Genomic DNA, 15,983 nt, shown 5'->3' on the forward strand with positions numbered 1-15,983 from the left:
CTAGTGTAAGCCCGCCCCGGTGCAAACCGGGCGGGCTTCGTGCCTCTGTTACAATAACCGGCTGTCAAAGTTCTGTTGGAAAACGTGAATATCATGCAAAAGACTAAAAAAGCGCTCGTTACGGGCATTACCGGCCAGGATGGCGCCTATCTGGCAGAACTGCTGCTGGGCAAGGGCTATGAAGTCACCGGGACCTACCGCCGCACCAGTTCCGTGAACTTCTGGCGCATTGAAGAACTGGGCATCCAGAACCACCCGAATCTGAAACTGGTCGAATACGACCTGACCGACCTGAGTTCGAGCATCCGCCTGCTGCAGAATGGCGGCTTCGACGAGATCTACAACCTGGCCGCGCAAAGCTTTGTCGGCGTGTCCTTCGAACAGCCTGTCACCACCGCCGAAATCACCGGCGTGGGCCCGGTCAACCTGCTGGAAGCGATCCGCATCGTCAATCCGAAGATCCGCTTCTACCAGGCGTCGACCTCGGAAATGTTCGGCAAGGTGCAAGCCATTCCGCAGGTGGAAGACACCCCGTTCTACCCGCGCAGCCCCTACGGCGTGGCCAAGCTGTACGCCCACTGGATGACCGTGAACTACCGCGAATCCTACGGCATCTTCGGCTCCTCGGGCATCCTGTTCAACCACGAGTCGCCGCTGCGCGGCCGCGAGTTCGTCACCCGCAAGATCACCGACTCGGTGGCCAAGATCAAGCTGGGCAAGCTGGACGTGCTGGAGCTGGGCAATATGGACGCCAAGCGCGACTGGGGCTTCGCCAAGGAATACGTGGAAGGCATGTGGCGCATCCTGCAGGCTGATGAACCAGGCACTTACGTGCTGGCCACCAACCGCACCGAAACCGTGCGCGACTTCGTCACCATGGCCTTCAAGGCCGCCGGCATCGCCATCGAATGGAAGGGCGAAGCGGAGAATGAAACCGGGCACGACGCCAAGACCGGCAAAACGCTGGTGCGCGTCAATCCGAAGTTCTACCGTCCTGCCGAAGTGGAACTGCTGATCGGCAATCCGGCCAAGGCCACCAAGGAACTGGGCTGGGCGCCGAAAACCACGCTGGAAGAGCTGTGCCAGCTGATGGTGGACGCCGACCTGCGCCGCAACGAGATCGGTTTCTCGTTCTGATGAACGGCCAGCCGCAGGCACTGCTGCAGCTGCTGTCGCCCGCCACCGAAGGCGCCGGCAAGCGCGCCCTCGTCACGGGACTGGCCGGTTTCACCGGCCAGTACGTGGCGGCCGAGCTGCGCGCGGCGGGCTACCGCGTCACCGGCACTACCGTGCCGGGCCACGCCGGCGTGTCCGAGGACATGCTGGCGGTGGACCTGACCGACCGCGCCGCCGTGGCGGCCATGGTGCAGCAGGTGCAGCCCGATGTGGTGGTGCACCTGGCGGCCATCGCCTTCGTGGCGCACGCCGACATCGAACAGATTTACCGCGTCAACGTGGTCGGCACGCGCAACCTGCTGGAAGGCCTGGCCGCGCTGGAGAAGAAGCCGTCCGCCGTGCTGCTGGCGTCGAGCGCCAATATCTACGGCAATGCCGACCTGCCCATCCTGGGCGAGGAGGTGGCCCCGGCCCCCGCCAACGACTACGCCGTCTCCAAGCTGTCCATGGAATACATGGCCCGTTTGTGGATGGACAAGCTGCCCATCATCATCACGCGTCCGTTCAACTACACGGGCGTGGGCCAGCATGAGAACTTCCTGCTGCCGAAAATCGTTTCGCACTTCCGCCGCAAGGCCGCCGACATCGAGCTGGGCAACCTGCACGTGTGGCGCGACTTTTCCGACGTGCGCATGGTCGCCGCCGCGTACCGCCAGCTGCTGGCCAGGGCGCCGGCAGGGCAGACCTTCAACATCTGCTCCAGCACCGGCTATTCGCTGGGCGAAGCGCTGGACATGATGGGCCGCATCGCCGGCTACCAGATCAACGTGCATGTGAACCCCGCCTTTGTGCGCGCCAACGAAGTGGTGCGCCTGGTCGGCGACAACACCCGCCTGGCCGGCGTGGTGGGACAGATCGTGCCGGTGCCGCTGGAGCAGACGCTGCGCTGGATGTACGAGGCTTGAGTGTCTTGCGCATTGGCCTTTCCACCACCACTGTTGAACCGGTCCTGACCGGTGGCCGGCTTGACGGCATAGGCGTCTACAGCCAGGCCCTGCTGCGGCATCTGCCGCCGGCGGGGTGCGCCGTGCAGGCCATGTCGTTTGCGCCGTTCGCCCTGTCCGGCAGCGGCGCGGACGCGCTCCGCGTGGGCGCCGCCATGCCGCACTCCTTCCCCGTCACCACCCTGCGCGACCTGTGCACGCCCGGCGCCGTGCGCGAGCACATGCCCAGCGTGGACCTGTACCATTCCACCGACTACCGCACCGTGCGCATGGACTGCATGGTGGTGGCCACCCTGCACGACGCGCTGCCGCTGGCGCACCCCGAGTGGTGCAGCCCGCGCCTGCGCGGCCTGAAGAACTGGCTGCAGCGCAAGGCCGCGCGCAAGGCAGACCACGTGATCGCGGTGTCGCACTTCGCCGTGCGCGAGCTGGTGCAGTGCTTCGGCATCGACGAGCGCCGCATCAGCGTGGTGCACAACGGCGTGGACGAGCGCTGGCTCGACGCGCCTGCGCCGGAGGCGGTGGCGGCCACCCAGGCGCAGTACGGCCTGAAGCCGGGCTACTTCCTGTTTGTCGGCACCCTGCAGCCGCGCAAGAACCTGGGCCGCGTGCTGGAAGCCTACCTGTCCCTGCCGCCGGTGGTGCGCGCCAAACGCCAGCTGGTGGTGGTGGGCGCGCCGGGCTGGCGCAGCGAGGAACTGCAGGCGCAGATGAAGGCTGCGGTGCAGAACGGCGAGAACGTGCTGTGGCTGGACCGCCTGACCCACGAAGAGCAGCTGCGCCACGTGTATGCGGGCGCCGGCGCCTTCGTCTTCCCGTCCCTCTACGAGGGCTTCGGCATCCCGGTGGTGGAGGCTTTCGCCTCCGGCGTGCCGGTGATCGCATCCAACACCTCTTCGCTGCCGGAAGTCACGCGCGGCGCTGCGCTGGAAGTCGACCCGCTGTCGGTGCCCGCCATCGGCGCGGCCATGCTGGAGCTGGCGCGCGACGATGCGCTGCGGGCCCGCTGCGTGGCCGCCGGCCGCGTGCGCGCCGTCGAATTGACGTGGGCCGAAACCGCCCGCAAGACGGCGGCCGTGTACCACACCCTCTTATCCTGAATCTATGCGCGTCCTCCATTTCTACAAGACCTATTACCCCGATTCGTGGGGCGGCATCGAGCAGGTGATACGCCAGATGTGTGTGGGCACCTCGCGCCTGGGCGTGAAGAACGACGTGTTGACCCTGACCCGCAACGGCGGCCCCGCGCAGATGGAAATCGAAGGCCACACCGTGCACCGGGTGCCGCTCAATTTCGAGATCGCCTCGAACGCCATGTCGTTCGCGGCCATCCGCAAGCTCAAGCACCTGGCGCGCAATGCGGACGTGATCCACTATCATTTCCCCTGGCCCTTCATGGACCTGGCGCATTTCATGGCGCGCATCGACAAGCCCAGCGTGGTCACCTACCACTCGGACATCGTGCGCCAGAAGGCGCTGCTGCGGGTGTACACGCCGCTCAAGCAGCGCTTCCTGAAGAGCGTGGACGCCATCGTGGCCACCTCGCCCAACTACCTGGCCTCGTCGCCGGTGCTGGGCCGCTACAAGCACAAGACCCGCACCATCACCTACGGCCTGGACCAGTCGATCTATCCCAAGCCGCCGCAGGCGGTGCTGGATAAATGGCGCGCGCGCTGCGGCGAGCGCTTTTTCCTGTTCGTGGGCATGCTGCGCTATTACAAGGGCCTGCACATCCTGCTGGACGCGCTGGCCGGCACCGACTACCCGGTGGTGATCGTGGGGGCCGGGCCGCTGGAGCAGGAACTCAAGGCGCACGCGGAGCGCCTGGGCTTGACCCATGTGATGTTTGTCGGCGCGCTGGAGGAAGAGGACAAGGTGGCGCTGCTGGAGCTGTGCTACGCCATGGCCTTCCCGTCGCACCTGCGTTCGGAAGCATTCGGCATCTCGCTGCTGGAAGGGGCCATGTATGGCAAGCCGATGATTTCGAGCGAGATCGGCACCGGCACAACTTACATCAACGTGGACCGGGTGACGGGACTGGTGGTGCCGCCGAGCGACCCGCAGGCATTTGGGGCCGCCATGCGCACCTTGTGGGAACAGCCGGAGCTGGCCGCCGCCATGGGCAGGCGCGCCGCCGAGCGCTATCAGGAGTTGTTTACGGCCGAGCGTATGGCCGGCAGTTATCTGGCGCTGTACCGGGAGCTGGCTGATGGCGGGTTACGCGCTGCGCGCTAACCCGCCCTACGGTCGCACGCACCTTGTTGGTCGTACCCGGCGGCGCCAAGACCGCACCGATTGTTGACCGTAATCCGCCGGCGCCAGGAACGCACCGATTGCTGACCGTAGGGCGGGTTAGGCGCGCAGCGCCGTAACCCGCCGGCGCCGCCTCAGGCTTCCGCCCAGCGCTCCTTGATCTCGACGATGGCCGGCAGCCGTTCCAGGAACATGTCCACCAGCTCCGGATCGAAATGCAGGCCGCGCTGCTGGCGCAGGTACTGCACCGCTTCCTCCACCGGCCAGGCAGCCTTGTAGGGCCGGGCCGAGGTCAGCGCGTCGAACACGTCGGCAATGGCCACGATGCGCCCTTCGAGCGGAATATCCTCGCCGGCCAGGCCGCGCGGATAGCCGCTGCCGTCCCACTTCTCATGGTGCGTGAGCGCGATATTGCGCGCCAGCGCCAGCATGCCGTGGGGATGCTCGCCGATGATGTCCGCCCCGATCGTGGCGTGCGACTGCATGATCTTCCACTCTTCCTTGTCCAGCGCCCCCGGCTTTTGCAGGATGCGGTCCGGGATGCCGATCTTGCCTACGTCGTGCATGGGCGCCGCGTGCAGCAGGTCTTCGGCAGCGGTGTCGCTCAGGCCTGCGGCCAGGCCCAGCACGCGCGCGTAGTGGCTCATGCGGATCACGTGCAGGCCGGTCTCGTTGTCCTTGTATTCGGCGGCCAGGCCGAGGCGCTGCACGATCTGCAGGCGCGTTTCCTTCAGTTCGTCGGCGCGCACCAGCGACAAGTGCGTGCGCACGCGGGCGCGCACGATGGGCGGGCTGAGCGGCTTGGCGATATAGTCCACTGCGCCGGCCTCGAAGCCCGTGACTTCGTCGTCCGGGTCGCTCAGGGCGGTGGCGAAAATCACGGGGATGGCGGCGGTGACCGGATCGGCTTTCAGCACGCGGCACGCGTCGTAGCCCGTCATCCCCGGCATCATCACGTCCATGAGGATCAGGTCGGGGCGTTCCTGGCGCGCCAGGTCGAGGGCGCGCGCGGCGTCCTTGGCGAACAGCAGGCGGTAATGGTCTTGCAGGATGTGGCGCAGCAGCTGCAGGTTGCTCGCTTCATCATCGACCGCCAGGATCAGCGGCTGCAAAGGGGCTTGGTTCATTGCGGGCTTTCTCGGGGAAGGGGGAGCGCATCGGCCATGACGGCATCCAGTTTAGCCTGCGCCAGCGGGAAGTCAAAATTCTCCACGGCCTGGTGCAGCTGATCCAGCGCGGTTGGCGCCACGTGGCCGCGCACGCGGTGCGACAGGCTGGCCAGCGCGTCGTCGTCCAGCGCGCCGCGCCGCAGCGATTGCAGCAGGCGCTCGGCGTCCGCGCGCGCCGCCGCCATGTCGAGCGCCAGCGCGGCCATCGTGTTCGAAGGCGAGCTTGCTTGCGCAGAGGCCGGCGGCGCCGGCGCGGCTGTGGCGGGCCCCGGCTGCGCCAGTTCGCGGATGGCTTTCAGCGCGGCCGCCAGGTGCAGCGCCCCGCCGGCCAGCGCCACGTCCAGCGCGTCGCCCGTCGCGTCGCCCGGTGCCGCGCCCGTGGGGGCGTCAAGCGCACGGCCTACCGAGCCGTTCAGTGCACCGTTCGTGGCGTCGTCCAGCGCACCGGCCATCGCGCCGTTCAGCGTGCGGCCCGTCGCGTCGCTTGGCGCATCGTCCGCCGCATTGCCCTGCATCCGTGCGGCCGCCTGCTGTTCGATGTCCGCCAGCGCCTGCGCCAGCTGCTCCAGGCCCAGGTTGGCGGCCACGCCGCGTGCGCGATGCGCCAGCGCCAGGATGGCGGGGACATCGCTTGCGGCGCGCAGTGTGTCGAACTGCTGCGCGTCCCCGCCATGCTCGGTGAGGAAGTGCGCCAGCGCCGCCTGGTAGCCCGCTTCGTGGCCGTCCCAGCGCCGCAGGCCCGCGGCCTGGTTCAGCACATGCAGTCCCAGCTCCGCGCGCGGCCGGTACAGTTCCGCCGGCGCGGCCAGCGACAGGACGCGCGCCAGTTCACGCGACAGCTGCGCCAGGTCCACCGGCTTGGAGGCAAAGCCGTCCATGCCGGCCGCCGAACAGGCCTGGCGGTGCGCCTCCAGCACGCTGGCCGTCATCGCGATGATGGGCACGCGCCGCCGTCCTGCCTGCGCCGCCTGCGCGCGGATGGCGCGGGTGGCGGCCAGGCCGTCCATCACCGGCATCTGCATGTCCATCAGGATCACATCGAAATCCGCGTGGCCCGCCAGCTGCGCGGCGGCGGCGCCGTCGGCCGCCGTGGTCACGCTGTGGCCGCGCCGCTCCAGCAGCAGCCGCAGCAGCTCCAGGTTCTGCGCCACATCGTCGGCCGCCAGGATGCGCAGCGGCGGCAGCGCCGGCAGCGCCGGCGCGCCGTCCTGCGCGGCATGGGCCTGCGCCTGCGCGGGCACCAGCGGCAGCAGCACATGGAACACCGTCCCCTGTCCCGGCACGCTCTCGGCCCAGATGCGTCCGCCCATCAGCTCCACCAGCTGCCTGCTGATGGTGGTGCCCAGGCCGGTGCCGCCGTAGCGCCGCGTCATCGACGGGTCGGCCTGGGTGAAGGGATCGAAGATGGCGTCCAGCCGCTCCGGCGCAATGCCGATGCCGGTGTCGCGCACCGCCAGGTGCAGCTGGCCCTCGCGCAGCGCCGCGTGCAGCGCCACGCTGCCCCGCGCGGTGAACTTGATGGCGTTGTCCAGCAGGTTGCTCAGGATCTGCCGCATGCGCAGCGCGTCGCCGTGCAGCCGCGCCGGCAGCTGCGGCGCGTAGCTCACCTCCATCGCCAGCCCTTTGGCGCGCGCGGTGGCACCGCTGGCCGAGGTCAGCTCGTCGATCAGGGCCAGGAAATCGTAGTCCGCCAGTTCCAGTTCCACCGCACCCTTGTCCAGCTTGGCGGTGTCGAGTATCTCGTTGAGCAGCCGCAGCAGGGCGCGGCCCGCGCTACGCACCGTGTTCAGGTGGCGCCGCTGCTCCGGCTGCAGCTCGGTATCGAGCAGCACGTCGGTGAAGCCGAGGATGGAATTCATCGGCGTGCGGATCTCGTGGCTCATATTGGCAACGAAACTGGCGCGCGCGGCCGCTGCCTGCTCGGCGTGGTCCTTGGCGCGGCGCAGCTCCTGTTCCATGTGGCGGCGCTCGGTGATGTCCAGCATCACGCCGTCGATCCAGCGCACTTCGCCGGCTGCGTCGCGCACCACGGCACCGTGCTCCCAGATCCAGCGCAGGCTGCCGTCCGCGTGCTGCAGGGCGTATTCGATCAGGTAAGGCTGCTCGCTGACCACGCTCTGTTCCAGCGCCGCCACCACGTTGGGGCGGTCGGCCGGCACGATCAGCTCGGTCAGGGTGCGGCAGGCCGCCGGGCCGACGAAGTCGCGCGCCGGGTAGCCGGCCACCAGCTCCACCCCGTCGCTCAGGAACACCAGCGGATGCGCGCCGCCGGCCAGGCAGCGGAAGGAGATGCCGGGGATATGGCCGATCAGCGAGCGGAACTGCTGCTCGCTCTCGCCCAGCGCCTGCATCATGGCGCGCCGTTCGCTGATGTCGGTGATGAATAGCACGAACACGTCCTCGCCGCCCAGGCTGGCGTGCCCCAGCGCGCGCCGGATCGGCACCAGGCTGCCGTCCTTGCGCAGGCCGTACAGCTCGGTGCCGGCATGCGCCTCGCGCACCGCGGCCGGATTGCGCTGGCGCAGGTGGTACAGCAGCCCGTCCTGCGCAGACTGCAGCGGATCGGCCACCAGCAGCGCCACGTTGCGGCCCACGATCTCGCTGCGGCGCCAGCCGAAGATGCGCTCGGCCGAGGCATTGAAGTCCTGGATGATGCCGTCGCCGTCCACCGACACCACGCCGTCCACCGTGGTGGTGAGCAGGGCCCGCATCCAGCTCTCGCTTCGGCGCAGGCTGCGGTACAGCTCGCGGTAGCGCAGCAGGCCGTAGGCGCCGGTCACGAACACGGTGAAGGCCACCGTGATGACGGAAATCGCCAGCGCCAGGAAACCGCTGCCGGGACCGGCCGCCGAGCCGGGCGGCGGCACGCCCACGAAGCGCGCCGCCGACATGCCAGTGTAATGCATGCCGGCGATGGCGCAGCCCATGAACAGGGCGCTCAGCGCGAGCCGGGTGCCGTTCTTCAGGTGCAGCGCGCCGCGCAGGCCGAAGCGCACCCACAGCGCCGCCGTGCCCAGCGCCACCGCCACCAGGATGGACAGGCCGAACATCAGCGGATCGTAGCGCAGCGCCAGGGGCGATTCCATGGCCGCCATGCCCGCGTAGTGCATGGCGGCGATGCCCATGCCCACCAGCAGGCCGCCGCAGGCCAGCGTCCTGCCGGTCAGCCTGCGGCGCCGCACCAGTGCCAACGCCACGCAGGAGGCGCCCAAACTGGGCAGCAGGGACAAGATGGTGAGGGTGGGTTCGTAGCTGACGCTGGTGCACAGGTTAAAGGCGAGCATGCCGATGAAGTGCATCGACCACACGCCGCAGCCCAGCGCCAGGCTGCCGGCCAGCAGCGCCACGGTGCGCAGCATGCGGTGGCTGCCGCCGCGCGCCTGGCCCGCCAGCTGCAAGCCCATCCACGAAGAAAACACCGCCACCAGCACTGACAGCGCTACCAATTTTGGGTCGTACTGGCCATAAGTCATCAAGGTCGGATCGGCCGGCGGAGAGAACAGCTGCAGCAGGGAACTTTGGTCCATGGCGGTTGGCGGTTGAATATAACCTGTTGCAATAAATGTCAGCTACATACAGTAGCACATTTCCATGTGGAAATTGATCACTTGTTGCGGCCATGCCGAAGAATGCGGGCAACAAAAAACCCGCACTGCCTGAAAGACATGCGGGTTCTGCATTGTTACTACGTTGATTGTTACTACGTTGCGGTAATGGTGCCCCGGGCCGGAATCGAACCGGCACGAATTTCTTCGGCAGATTTTGAGTCTGCTGTGTCTACCAGTTCCACCACCAGGGCGGCACGGTTCGCGCAAGGCATACATTATAGTCCAGCCCCGGAGAAATTGTAAGCCTGCTCACAGCCGGGCTGTGTCATCATTCTGGCTACGGATGCAAACCGCCCTCTGTGGGCGCCAAACGCATGAAAAACAAAAAGATACGCGAAATCATTCTGGGCAAAGCGCTCGACCCGATGCGCAGCGAAACCCGCCATTCGATGGCGCTGGTGGCTTTCCTGGCCTGGGTGGGCCTGGGCGCCGATGGCCTGTCCTCGTCCGCCTACGGCCCAGAGGAAACCTTCCGCGCGCTGGGCGCGCACACCCACCTTGGCCTCTACATGGCCATTGCCACCGCCATCACGGTGTTCATCATCGCGCTGGCCTACAACCAGGTGATCGAGCTGTTCCCCACCGGCGGCGGCGGCTACCGCGTGGCCACCAAGCTGGTCGGCCCCTACATGGGCCTGATATCGGGCTGCGCGCTGGTGCTCGACTACGTGCTCACCATCGCCATTTCCATCGCCTCCGGGGTGGACGCGCTGGCGTCCTTCCTGCCGCTCGGCTTCCAGCCCTACAAGCTGTGGGCGGAAGTGTTCTTCATCGGGCTGCTGATCGTGATGAACTTGCGCGGCCTGAAGGAGGCGATCCAGATCCTGCTGCCGATCTTCGTCGGCTTCGTTGTCACCCACTTGATCCTGATCGTGTACGGCATCGTCGCGCACGCGGAAAACCTGCCCGGCCTGGTGCCCAGCACCATCAACGAAACGGTGAGCCTGGCGCAGGGCATAGGCTGGACCGGCGTGGCCGGCATGCTGTTGCTGGCCTATTCGCAGGGCGGCGGCACCTACACCGGCCTGGAAGCGGTGTCCAACAACGTCAACCTGCTGGCCGAGCCGCGCGTGCGCACCGGCAAGATGACCATGCTGTACATGGCCTTGTCGCTGGCGGTGACGGCGGGCGGCATCATCATGCTCTACCTGCTGTGGGACGCGCGCCACGTGCCGGGCGAAACGCTGAACGCGTCCACCTTCAAAAGCATCATCAACCACATGGACCTGGGCGGGCCTGTGGTGAACCAGGTGCTGCTGGCGGTGGTGCTGGCGTTCGAGGCCGGGCTGCTGTTCGTGGCCGCCAACACCGGCTTCCTGGGCGGCCCGTCGGTGCTGGCCAATATGGCGGCCGACTCCTGGGTGCCGCACAAGTTCCGCTACCTGTCGACCCGGCTGGTGACGCAGAACGGCATCCTGGTGATGGGCCTGGCGGCGCTGGCCATCCTGTGGTGGACCGGCGGCAGCGTCACCCTGCTGGTGGTGCTGTACTCGATTTCCGTGTTCCTGACCTTTGCCATTTCGCTGTTCGGCCTGTGCCTGTACTGGGTGCGCAACCGCAGGAAAAACCCGCGCTGGCTGGGGCGCTTCCTGCTGTCGCTGGTGGGCTTCACGATCTGCGCGGGCATCCTGCTGATCCTGCTGTTCGAGCGCTTTGCCGAGGGCGGCTGGGCCACGGCGCTGATCATCGGCGCCATCGCGGCGCTGTGCGTGGTGGTGCGCAACCATTACCGCGAAACCAAGCGCGCCATCCACTCGGTGGACGAAGTGTTCGCCAGCCAGCCCTTCGGCAGCAACCGCGAACCGGTGGAACCGGACCCGCATGACCAGACGGCGGTCTTCATTGTCGGCAATTCGCGCGGCGGCGGGCTGCACGCCTTGCTATGGGTGCAGCGCATGTTCCCCGGCCACTTCAAGAACTTCCTGTTCATCAACGCGCGCACGGTGGACTCGCACGCCTACGGCGGCGAAGGCGCGCTGGAGCAGATGCGCAGCGACGCCGAAACCACGCTGGAATACTTCGTGGACTTCTGCCATAGCCACGGCATGGCGTCGTCGTCCTACCTGGGCTTCGGCACCGACGCGGTGGACGAAGTGACGCGTATGTGCGAGGAGCTCAGCAACGAGTTCCCCAACGCGATCTTCTTCACCAGCAAACTCATTTTCTCCGCCGACAACTGGTTCACGCGCTCCCTGCACAACCAGGCCTCCCTCGCCATCCAGCGCCGTCTGCACCTGGAAGGCTTGCAGATGGTGATCCTGCCGATGAAGGTGTAGTCAGGTAAGCAGCTTGCGCATGGTGGCGTTGGCCAGCAGCTCGCCGCGCACGGCGACCTGGTTGCGGGTTTCCACGCTGAAGCCGTGGCGTGTGAAGAAGGGCTCGGCGGTCAGGCTCACGTCCGAACGCAGCACGGCGATGCGGCGCTCGGACGCCAGCCCGAACAGGTGCTGCAGCAGGGCCTGGCCGATGCCGCGTCCGGCATACGGCGCGGCCACGAAAAACATGTCGATGTAGCCCGAGGGCTGAAGGTCGGTGAAGGCGGCCAGCTGCCCGTCCAGCTCGGCCACCCAGCTCTGGTTGGCGCGCATGCGCTGCGCCCACAATGCCGCGTCATACTCCTCCGGCGCCCATGCGCGCAACTGCTCGCCCGTGTAGTCGCGGCTGGCCAGCCCATGCACGGACGAATGGAAAATGGCGCGCAGCAGGGCTTCTTCGCCGCGCCGGTAAGGTCGGATCTGCATCCGTCTATCTTACTCCGCCGCTTTGCGGTCTGTCCCCGCGAAATGCAGTCCGGCCCCGCCATTCCGCCGTTTGTCGCGCGAGCGGTGCGGCGCCGCGTGGGCTTTGCTATCGTGATCCTGTCCCCGCTACAACGATAACAGCGGTGGCCATCAGGTCAACCAGCATACGGAGAAGCATCATGAAAAAAACCTGCGTCGCAATGGCGGCCGCTGCCGCGCTATCCTTCATGGCCATGGGCGCCAGCGCCGCCCCGCAAGCGGCCGGCGACAAGTCCGACAGCGTGCAGATCAAGCGCGCCAGCTACAAGCTGTCCCCGTCCGAGTTCAGCGACTACGCGCACCTGTTCGTGCTGAGCAACGGCGCCAAGATCAAGTTCACCAACAGCGTGAACCGCTACTACGCCGAACTGCCGGGCGAGGGCCGCACCGAGATGTATCCGCAAGCGCCCGGTGTGTTCAAGACCGCCGCCGGCACCCGCTTCGAGTTCCGCCAGGAGGGCGAAGTGGTGGCGATCGACCAGCTGGAACGCCTGCCCATGGCGCAGGCCATGGCCGCCAGCGGCGTCACCGTGCTGGCGCGGCGCTGAAGCGCGCCCCGGTTCCCTGGGCTATTGGGAATGGCCGGGGGATAGGAACAATCAGTGAAGAAGGCCGTTACGCTGCCGCGCCCGGCTGCTAGTATGAAAGCTGCGGCAGCGGCTGATCCGCTGATTGGAGCGCGTGATGAATACTTATGTGGGCGCCGCGCTGTGCGCGGCCTTGGGCTTGAGCGCGTTCTGCGCGACGGCGGAGCCGCAGGAGGGCAGCGTGCAGATCAAGGCGCCGCAGCAGGCGCCGAAAACCATGCGCCTGGCGCCGGGCGAGTTTGACGATTACGCCGCATCCTACAGCTTGAGCAACGGCAGGCGCATCGCCTTCTTCCAGCGCGGCCAGCGCTACTTTGCGCAGCTGCCAGGCGAAACCTGGATGGAGCTGCAGCCGCGCGCGCCCGGCGTGTTCGTCACGGCGGCCGGGGTGCGCATGGAGTTCAGCGCCAAGGGCGAAGAACTCACCATACGCAACGTCGAACGGCTGGCGCTGGGCGCCGGCCTGCCGGCCGGCAGCGTGATGATGGCGGTGCGCTAGGGCAGCGTTCAGGCCAGGGCTCAGGCCGGCAGCGCGCTGCGGCGGTCCGCCATGCGGCGCTCTGGGCGCTGCAGCGGCGCCGTGTCCAGCCGCTCTTCCAGCAGCGCGAAAATCTCGTCCTTCGAGAGCACGTAGCGTTCCAGCAGTTCGTCCTTCACCGATTCCATCACGGTGCGGTAGTCACCGATGGCGCCCAGCGTGTAGCTGTACAGCTCGTCGGCCTTGGCTTCCACCTGCACCAGGGTGTGCTCGTTGCTGTCGTGCTTGAACTGGCTGTAGTCCAGCTTGGAGCGCGAGTACATCGACAGCTGGTTGACCATGGTGTCCAGCATGCGCGTGGCTTTCTGGATGTCGTTCTGGCTGCCCACGGAAATGCCGCGCGCGCCGTAGAACAGTTCTTCCGCCGCCACGCCGCCGTACAGCTGGATCACGTCGCGCTCCAGCTCTTCCAGGGTGCGCAGCGCCATGTCGTCGCCGGCCGACAGCACATAGCCCAGCGCGCCCAGCTTGGACACCGACTCGGTGCTGATCTTCAGCAGGTGCGACTTTTCCTTCACCTCGGCCAGCGGCATGCCTTCGCGCAGATAGGGATCGATCTGCATGAAGAAGTGGCCCAGCTCGTGCAGCGCGATGCGCTCGCGCTGGCGGCTCTTTTCAGCCGTGGTGGCGCGGTCGGTCAGGCCGATGGTGGCGCGCTCGAAGGCGCGGAACATCAGGTCGGTGTCGATGATCTTGTCTTCCTGGATGGCGATCATGCTGGCGCGCTCGACCACCGTTTCCAGCACCGCCGGGCTGAGGTTGGCGGTGATTTCCGCCACCTGGTTCAGGTCCAGCCTGTTCCAGTCCACGCAGCCGTCCTTCTTGCGCTTGAGGAAGGATTCCACCAGCTGCGCACGCTCGCTCTTGTTGGGCAGGCGGAAATTGATTTTCACGGAGAAGCGGCGCAGCATGGCTTCGTCCATCTGCGAGCTGCTGTCGTCGAAGTTGGAGGCCACCACCCAGATCACGCCCGCGCCGTCGTCCTTCTTCACGCCGTCCAGCAGGCCCAGCAGGGTGTTGGCGGTGTCGTCTTCCCATTTCTTCTCGCCGCGGCCGCGCGGCATGAACAGGGCTTGCGCCTCGTCCAGGAAAATGATGCAGGAGCCGCGCGCGCAGGCCTTCTTGTACAGCGCGTTAAGCGCCTTGGAGCCGCCGCCGATATAGCCCGATTCCAGCGCCGAGCCGGAGGCCTGGATCAGGGGAATGTTGAGGCGCTTGGCCAGGTAGCCGGCCAGCTTGGTCTTGCCGGTGCCCGCCGGGCCGGTCAGCATCACGTTGAAGGGCTTGTCGATGTTGTGCGACTGGTAGACGCGGCGGTTGCGTATCATGTCTTCCAGGTGCAGCACTTCCTGCTTGATGTCGTCCATGCCGATCAGGTCGTCCAGGCTGCCCTTCAGCTGGTCGGGCGAAATCACGCTGGCGCTCATGCCCATGCCGGGAATGCCGAATTTCAGGCCCAGCAGCAGCAGCAGCACCACGGTGATGTCGAAGGCGTGGCGCTGCAGGAAGTCGCGCGTGGGCGCCAGCGCGCCGCCGTCGTCCTGCAGCACGGCCTTGTGGCTGGCCAGCCAGTCTTCCTGCGCGATGCCGTAGGGGATGGCGTTGCGCAGCAGTACTTCACGCTCCAGGCTCAAGTGGGAGGTGCTGGGCACTTTCACCACGAACAGCTCGGGCGCGTCCTTGAATTTGTAGATGTAGCGCGGCGCTTCCGACAGCGGCTTGGCCACCAGCAGGAAGGCCAGGCGCTCGCGCTGGCCGGCCAGCGCAGTGATTTCGGCGATATTCTGGGAGCGCACCACCGGGCTGGTGTCTTGCGCAACATTGCTGCGCCAGGTGGTGACGCCGATGGCCAGCGCGATGGCGGCCAGCAGGGCGATACGGACCCAAGTGTTCTTGAGCGCGAGCTGAAGCTTGTAGATGTTGAACATGTTTTTTGGACTCGGCAGACTGCTGGCGGGCTGTGGCCAGAAGATGTCGTACAGGGGCTGGAGCGCAGGGCGGGGCGGTAGCCAGCGTTGCTTTAAAGCATGCCTTACGGCAAGGGTTACCGAGTACTATAGCGTGCTCTGCCTGTTTTGTGTGCAGTCTGCAGCAAAAAAATCGGCCTCAGCCACAGCGTGGCCAGCTTGATAATACCTTGATTACAATGACTATTTTCGTTTTTCCAATAGTGCATACTTGCGTTCCAGGCGGGCGAAGGTGCCGTCGCGGCGCATGCTGTCGAGGGCGGCGTTCATCTTCTCCACCAGCGCGTCCGGCACGGCAGGATTGCAGGCCAGGTAGACCTTCACCTTGTGGAAAGCCAGCAGCGGCACCAGTTCCCCGCTCTCGATTTCCGGAAAGCGCGACGGCGCCTGGCTGCCCACGCGCATGCCGATGGCCCACACGTCGATGCGGTTCAGCAGCAGCTTCTTGGGATTGGACGCGTCGTTCTGCACCGGCTCGACCTTGAAGCCCCGGGCGCGCAGGAATTCATCGCGCGCATCGCCATGGTAGGTGCCGATGCGCAGCGGGCGCGCGTCTTCCAGGGTGCGCAGCGGGAAGGTGTGGCCGGGGCGGCCGATAAACACCCACTCCGCCTCGTCGGTGGGGCCGACCCATTTGAATTCGCGCTCGCGCTCCGGCGTGCGCGAGGTGGAATAGATGCAGGTGTCGGGCTGGCGCTGCGCCAGCATGTAGCCGCGCTTCCACGGCAGGATGTCGATGCGGTAGGGGATGCCGGCGCGCGCCAGCATGTCGCGGATCTTCTCCGTTTCGCGCCCCGTCACTTCGCTGCCTTCCTTCCAGCTGGCCGGCGGCACGTGCTCGCCGGCAATGAACAGCGCGCCGGGCGGGGCGGCGGCGGGACCGGCCAGCGCGGGCGCGGGCGCCAGCGCGCAGGCTATAAATATTGCCGAGAAGGTAAGTCCTGTTGCCATAGCTACTCTC

General features: G+C 66.7%; 12 protein-coding genes and 1 tRNA gene. 7 read left to right on the forward strand and 6 right to left on the reverse strand.

All coding sequences use genetic code 11. The annotated features are described in order from the left end of the window. The first annotated feature begins 93 nt into the window (after positions 1–93). Genes gmd through ASC94_RS24450 form a run of 4 tightly spaced genes read left to right on the forward strand, consistent with a single transcriptional unit; the run spans position 94 to position 4,355 of the window. Positions 94–1,137 carry a GDP-mannose 4,6-dehydratase gene (gmd, locus tag ASC94_RS24435; RefSeq protein ID WP_056402494.1) on the forward strand — a complete coding sequence of 348 codons (1,044 nt, stop codon included), beginning with the start codon at positions 94–96 and terminating at the stop codon, positions 1,135–1,137. Beyond that, positions 1,137–2,081 (forward strand): NAD-dependent epimerase/dehydratase family protein, encoded by a 945-nt coding sequence (locus tag ASC94_RS24440; RefSeq protein WP_157201567.1) that lies wholly within the window; start codon positions 1,137–1,139, stop codon positions 2,079–2,081. Before gmd ends, ASC94_RS24440 begins: the two co-directional genes overlap by 1 nt. Before the next feature lie 5 nt (positions 2,082–2,086). Further along, positions 2,087–3,220, forward strand: coding sequence for a glycosyltransferase family 1 protein (locus ASC94_RS24445; RefSeq protein ID WP_307718850.1), 1,134 nt, complete (start codon positions 2,087–2,089; stop codon positions 3,218–3,220). Positions 3,221–3,224: 4 nt separating this feature from the next. Continuing rightward, positions 3,225–4,355 (forward strand): glycosyltransferase family 4 protein, encoded by a 1,131-nt coding sequence (locus tag ASC94_RS24450; protein WP_056402072.1) that lies wholly within the window; start codon positions 3,225–3,227, stop codon positions 4,353–4,355. Between the two features lie 152 nt (positions 4,356–4,507). Here ASC94_RS24450 and ASC94_RS24455 read toward each other — a convergent pair whose 3' ends face one another. The 3 genes from ASC94_RS24455 to ASC94_RS24465 all read right to left on the reverse strand — a co-directional run bounded on the left by ASC94_RS24455 (position 4,508) and on the right by ASC94_RS24465 (position 9,341). Beyond that, on the reverse strand, positions 4,508–5,500 hold the full coding sequence (locus ASC94_RS24455; RefSeq protein ID WP_056402075.1) for an HD domain-containing phosphohydrolase: 993 nt from the start codon (positions 5,498–5,500) through the stop codon (positions 4,508–4,510). Then, positions 5,497–9,069, reverse strand: a complete 3,573-nt coding sequence (locus tag ASC94_RS24460; RefSeq protein ID WP_056402077.1) for an MHYT domain-containing protein — start codon at positions 9,067–9,069, stop codon at positions 5,497–5,499. The genes ASC94_RS24455 and ASC94_RS24460 overlap by 4 nt, the downstream gene beginning before the upstream one ends. A 187-nt stretch (positions 9,070–9,256) precedes the next feature. Next, positions 9,257–9,341 (reverse strand) — tRNA-Leu (locus ASC94_RS24465). A 123-nt stretch (positions 9,342–9,464) separates the two neighbouring features. Here ASC94_RS24465 and ASC94_RS24470 point away from each other — a divergent pair. Then, on the forward strand, positions 9,465–11,426 hold the full coding sequence (locus ASC94_RS24470; protein WP_056402080.1) for an APC family permease: 1,962 nt from the start codon (positions 9,465–9,467) through the stop codon (positions 11,424–11,426). Here ASC94_RS24470 and ASC94_RS24475 read toward each other — a convergent pair whose 3' ends face one another. Next, positions 11,427–11,891, reverse strand: coding sequence for a GNAT family N-acetyltransferase (locus tag ASC94_RS24475; protein ID WP_056402083.1), 465 nt, complete (start codon positions 11,889–11,891; stop codon positions 11,427–11,429). It lies immediately after the preceding gene. 179 nt (positions 11,892–12,070) lie between these two features. Between ASC94_RS24475 and ASC94_RS24480 the strand changes: the two genes are divergently transcribed. Next, positions 12,071–12,478, forward strand: coding sequence for a hypothetical protein (locus ASC94_RS24480; RefSeq protein WP_157201568.1), 408 nt, complete (start codon positions 12,071–12,073; stop codon positions 12,476–12,478). A 136-nt stretch (positions 12,479–12,614) separates the two neighbouring features. Beyond that, positions 12,615–13,016 carry a hypothetical protein gene (locus tag ASC94_RS24485; protein ID WP_157201569.1) on the forward strand — a complete coding sequence of 134 codons (402 nt, stop codon included), beginning with the start codon at positions 12,615–12,617 and terminating at the stop codon, positions 13,014–13,016. A 20-nt stretch (positions 13,017–13,036) separates the two neighbouring features. On the opposite strand, the gene ASC94_RS24490 is transcribed toward ASC94_RS24485, so the two are convergent. Together ASC94_RS24490 and ASC94_RS24495 are read right to left on the reverse strand one after the other, a co-directional pair. After that, the gene (locus ASC94_RS24490) at positions 13,037–14,983 is read right to left on the reverse strand and encodes an AAA family ATPase (protein WP_056402093.1); all 1,947 of its coding nucleotides are present in this window, start codon (positions 14,981–14,983) and stop codon (positions 13,037–13,039) included. Positions 14,984–15,205: 222 nt separating this feature from the next. Then, a complete protein-coding gene (locus ASC94_RS24495) occupies positions 15,206–15,973 on the reverse strand; it encodes an ABC transporter substrate-binding protein (RefSeq protein WP_082616814.1) in 768 nt (255 codons plus the stop codon). Between the last annotated feature and the right edge of the window lie 10 nt (positions 15,974–15,983).

The sequence above is a fragment of the Massilia sp. Root418 genome, assembly GCF_001425265.1.
Classification (GTDB): Bacteria; Pseudomonadota; Gammaproteobacteria; order Burkholderiales; family Burkholderiaceae_D; genus Rugamonas.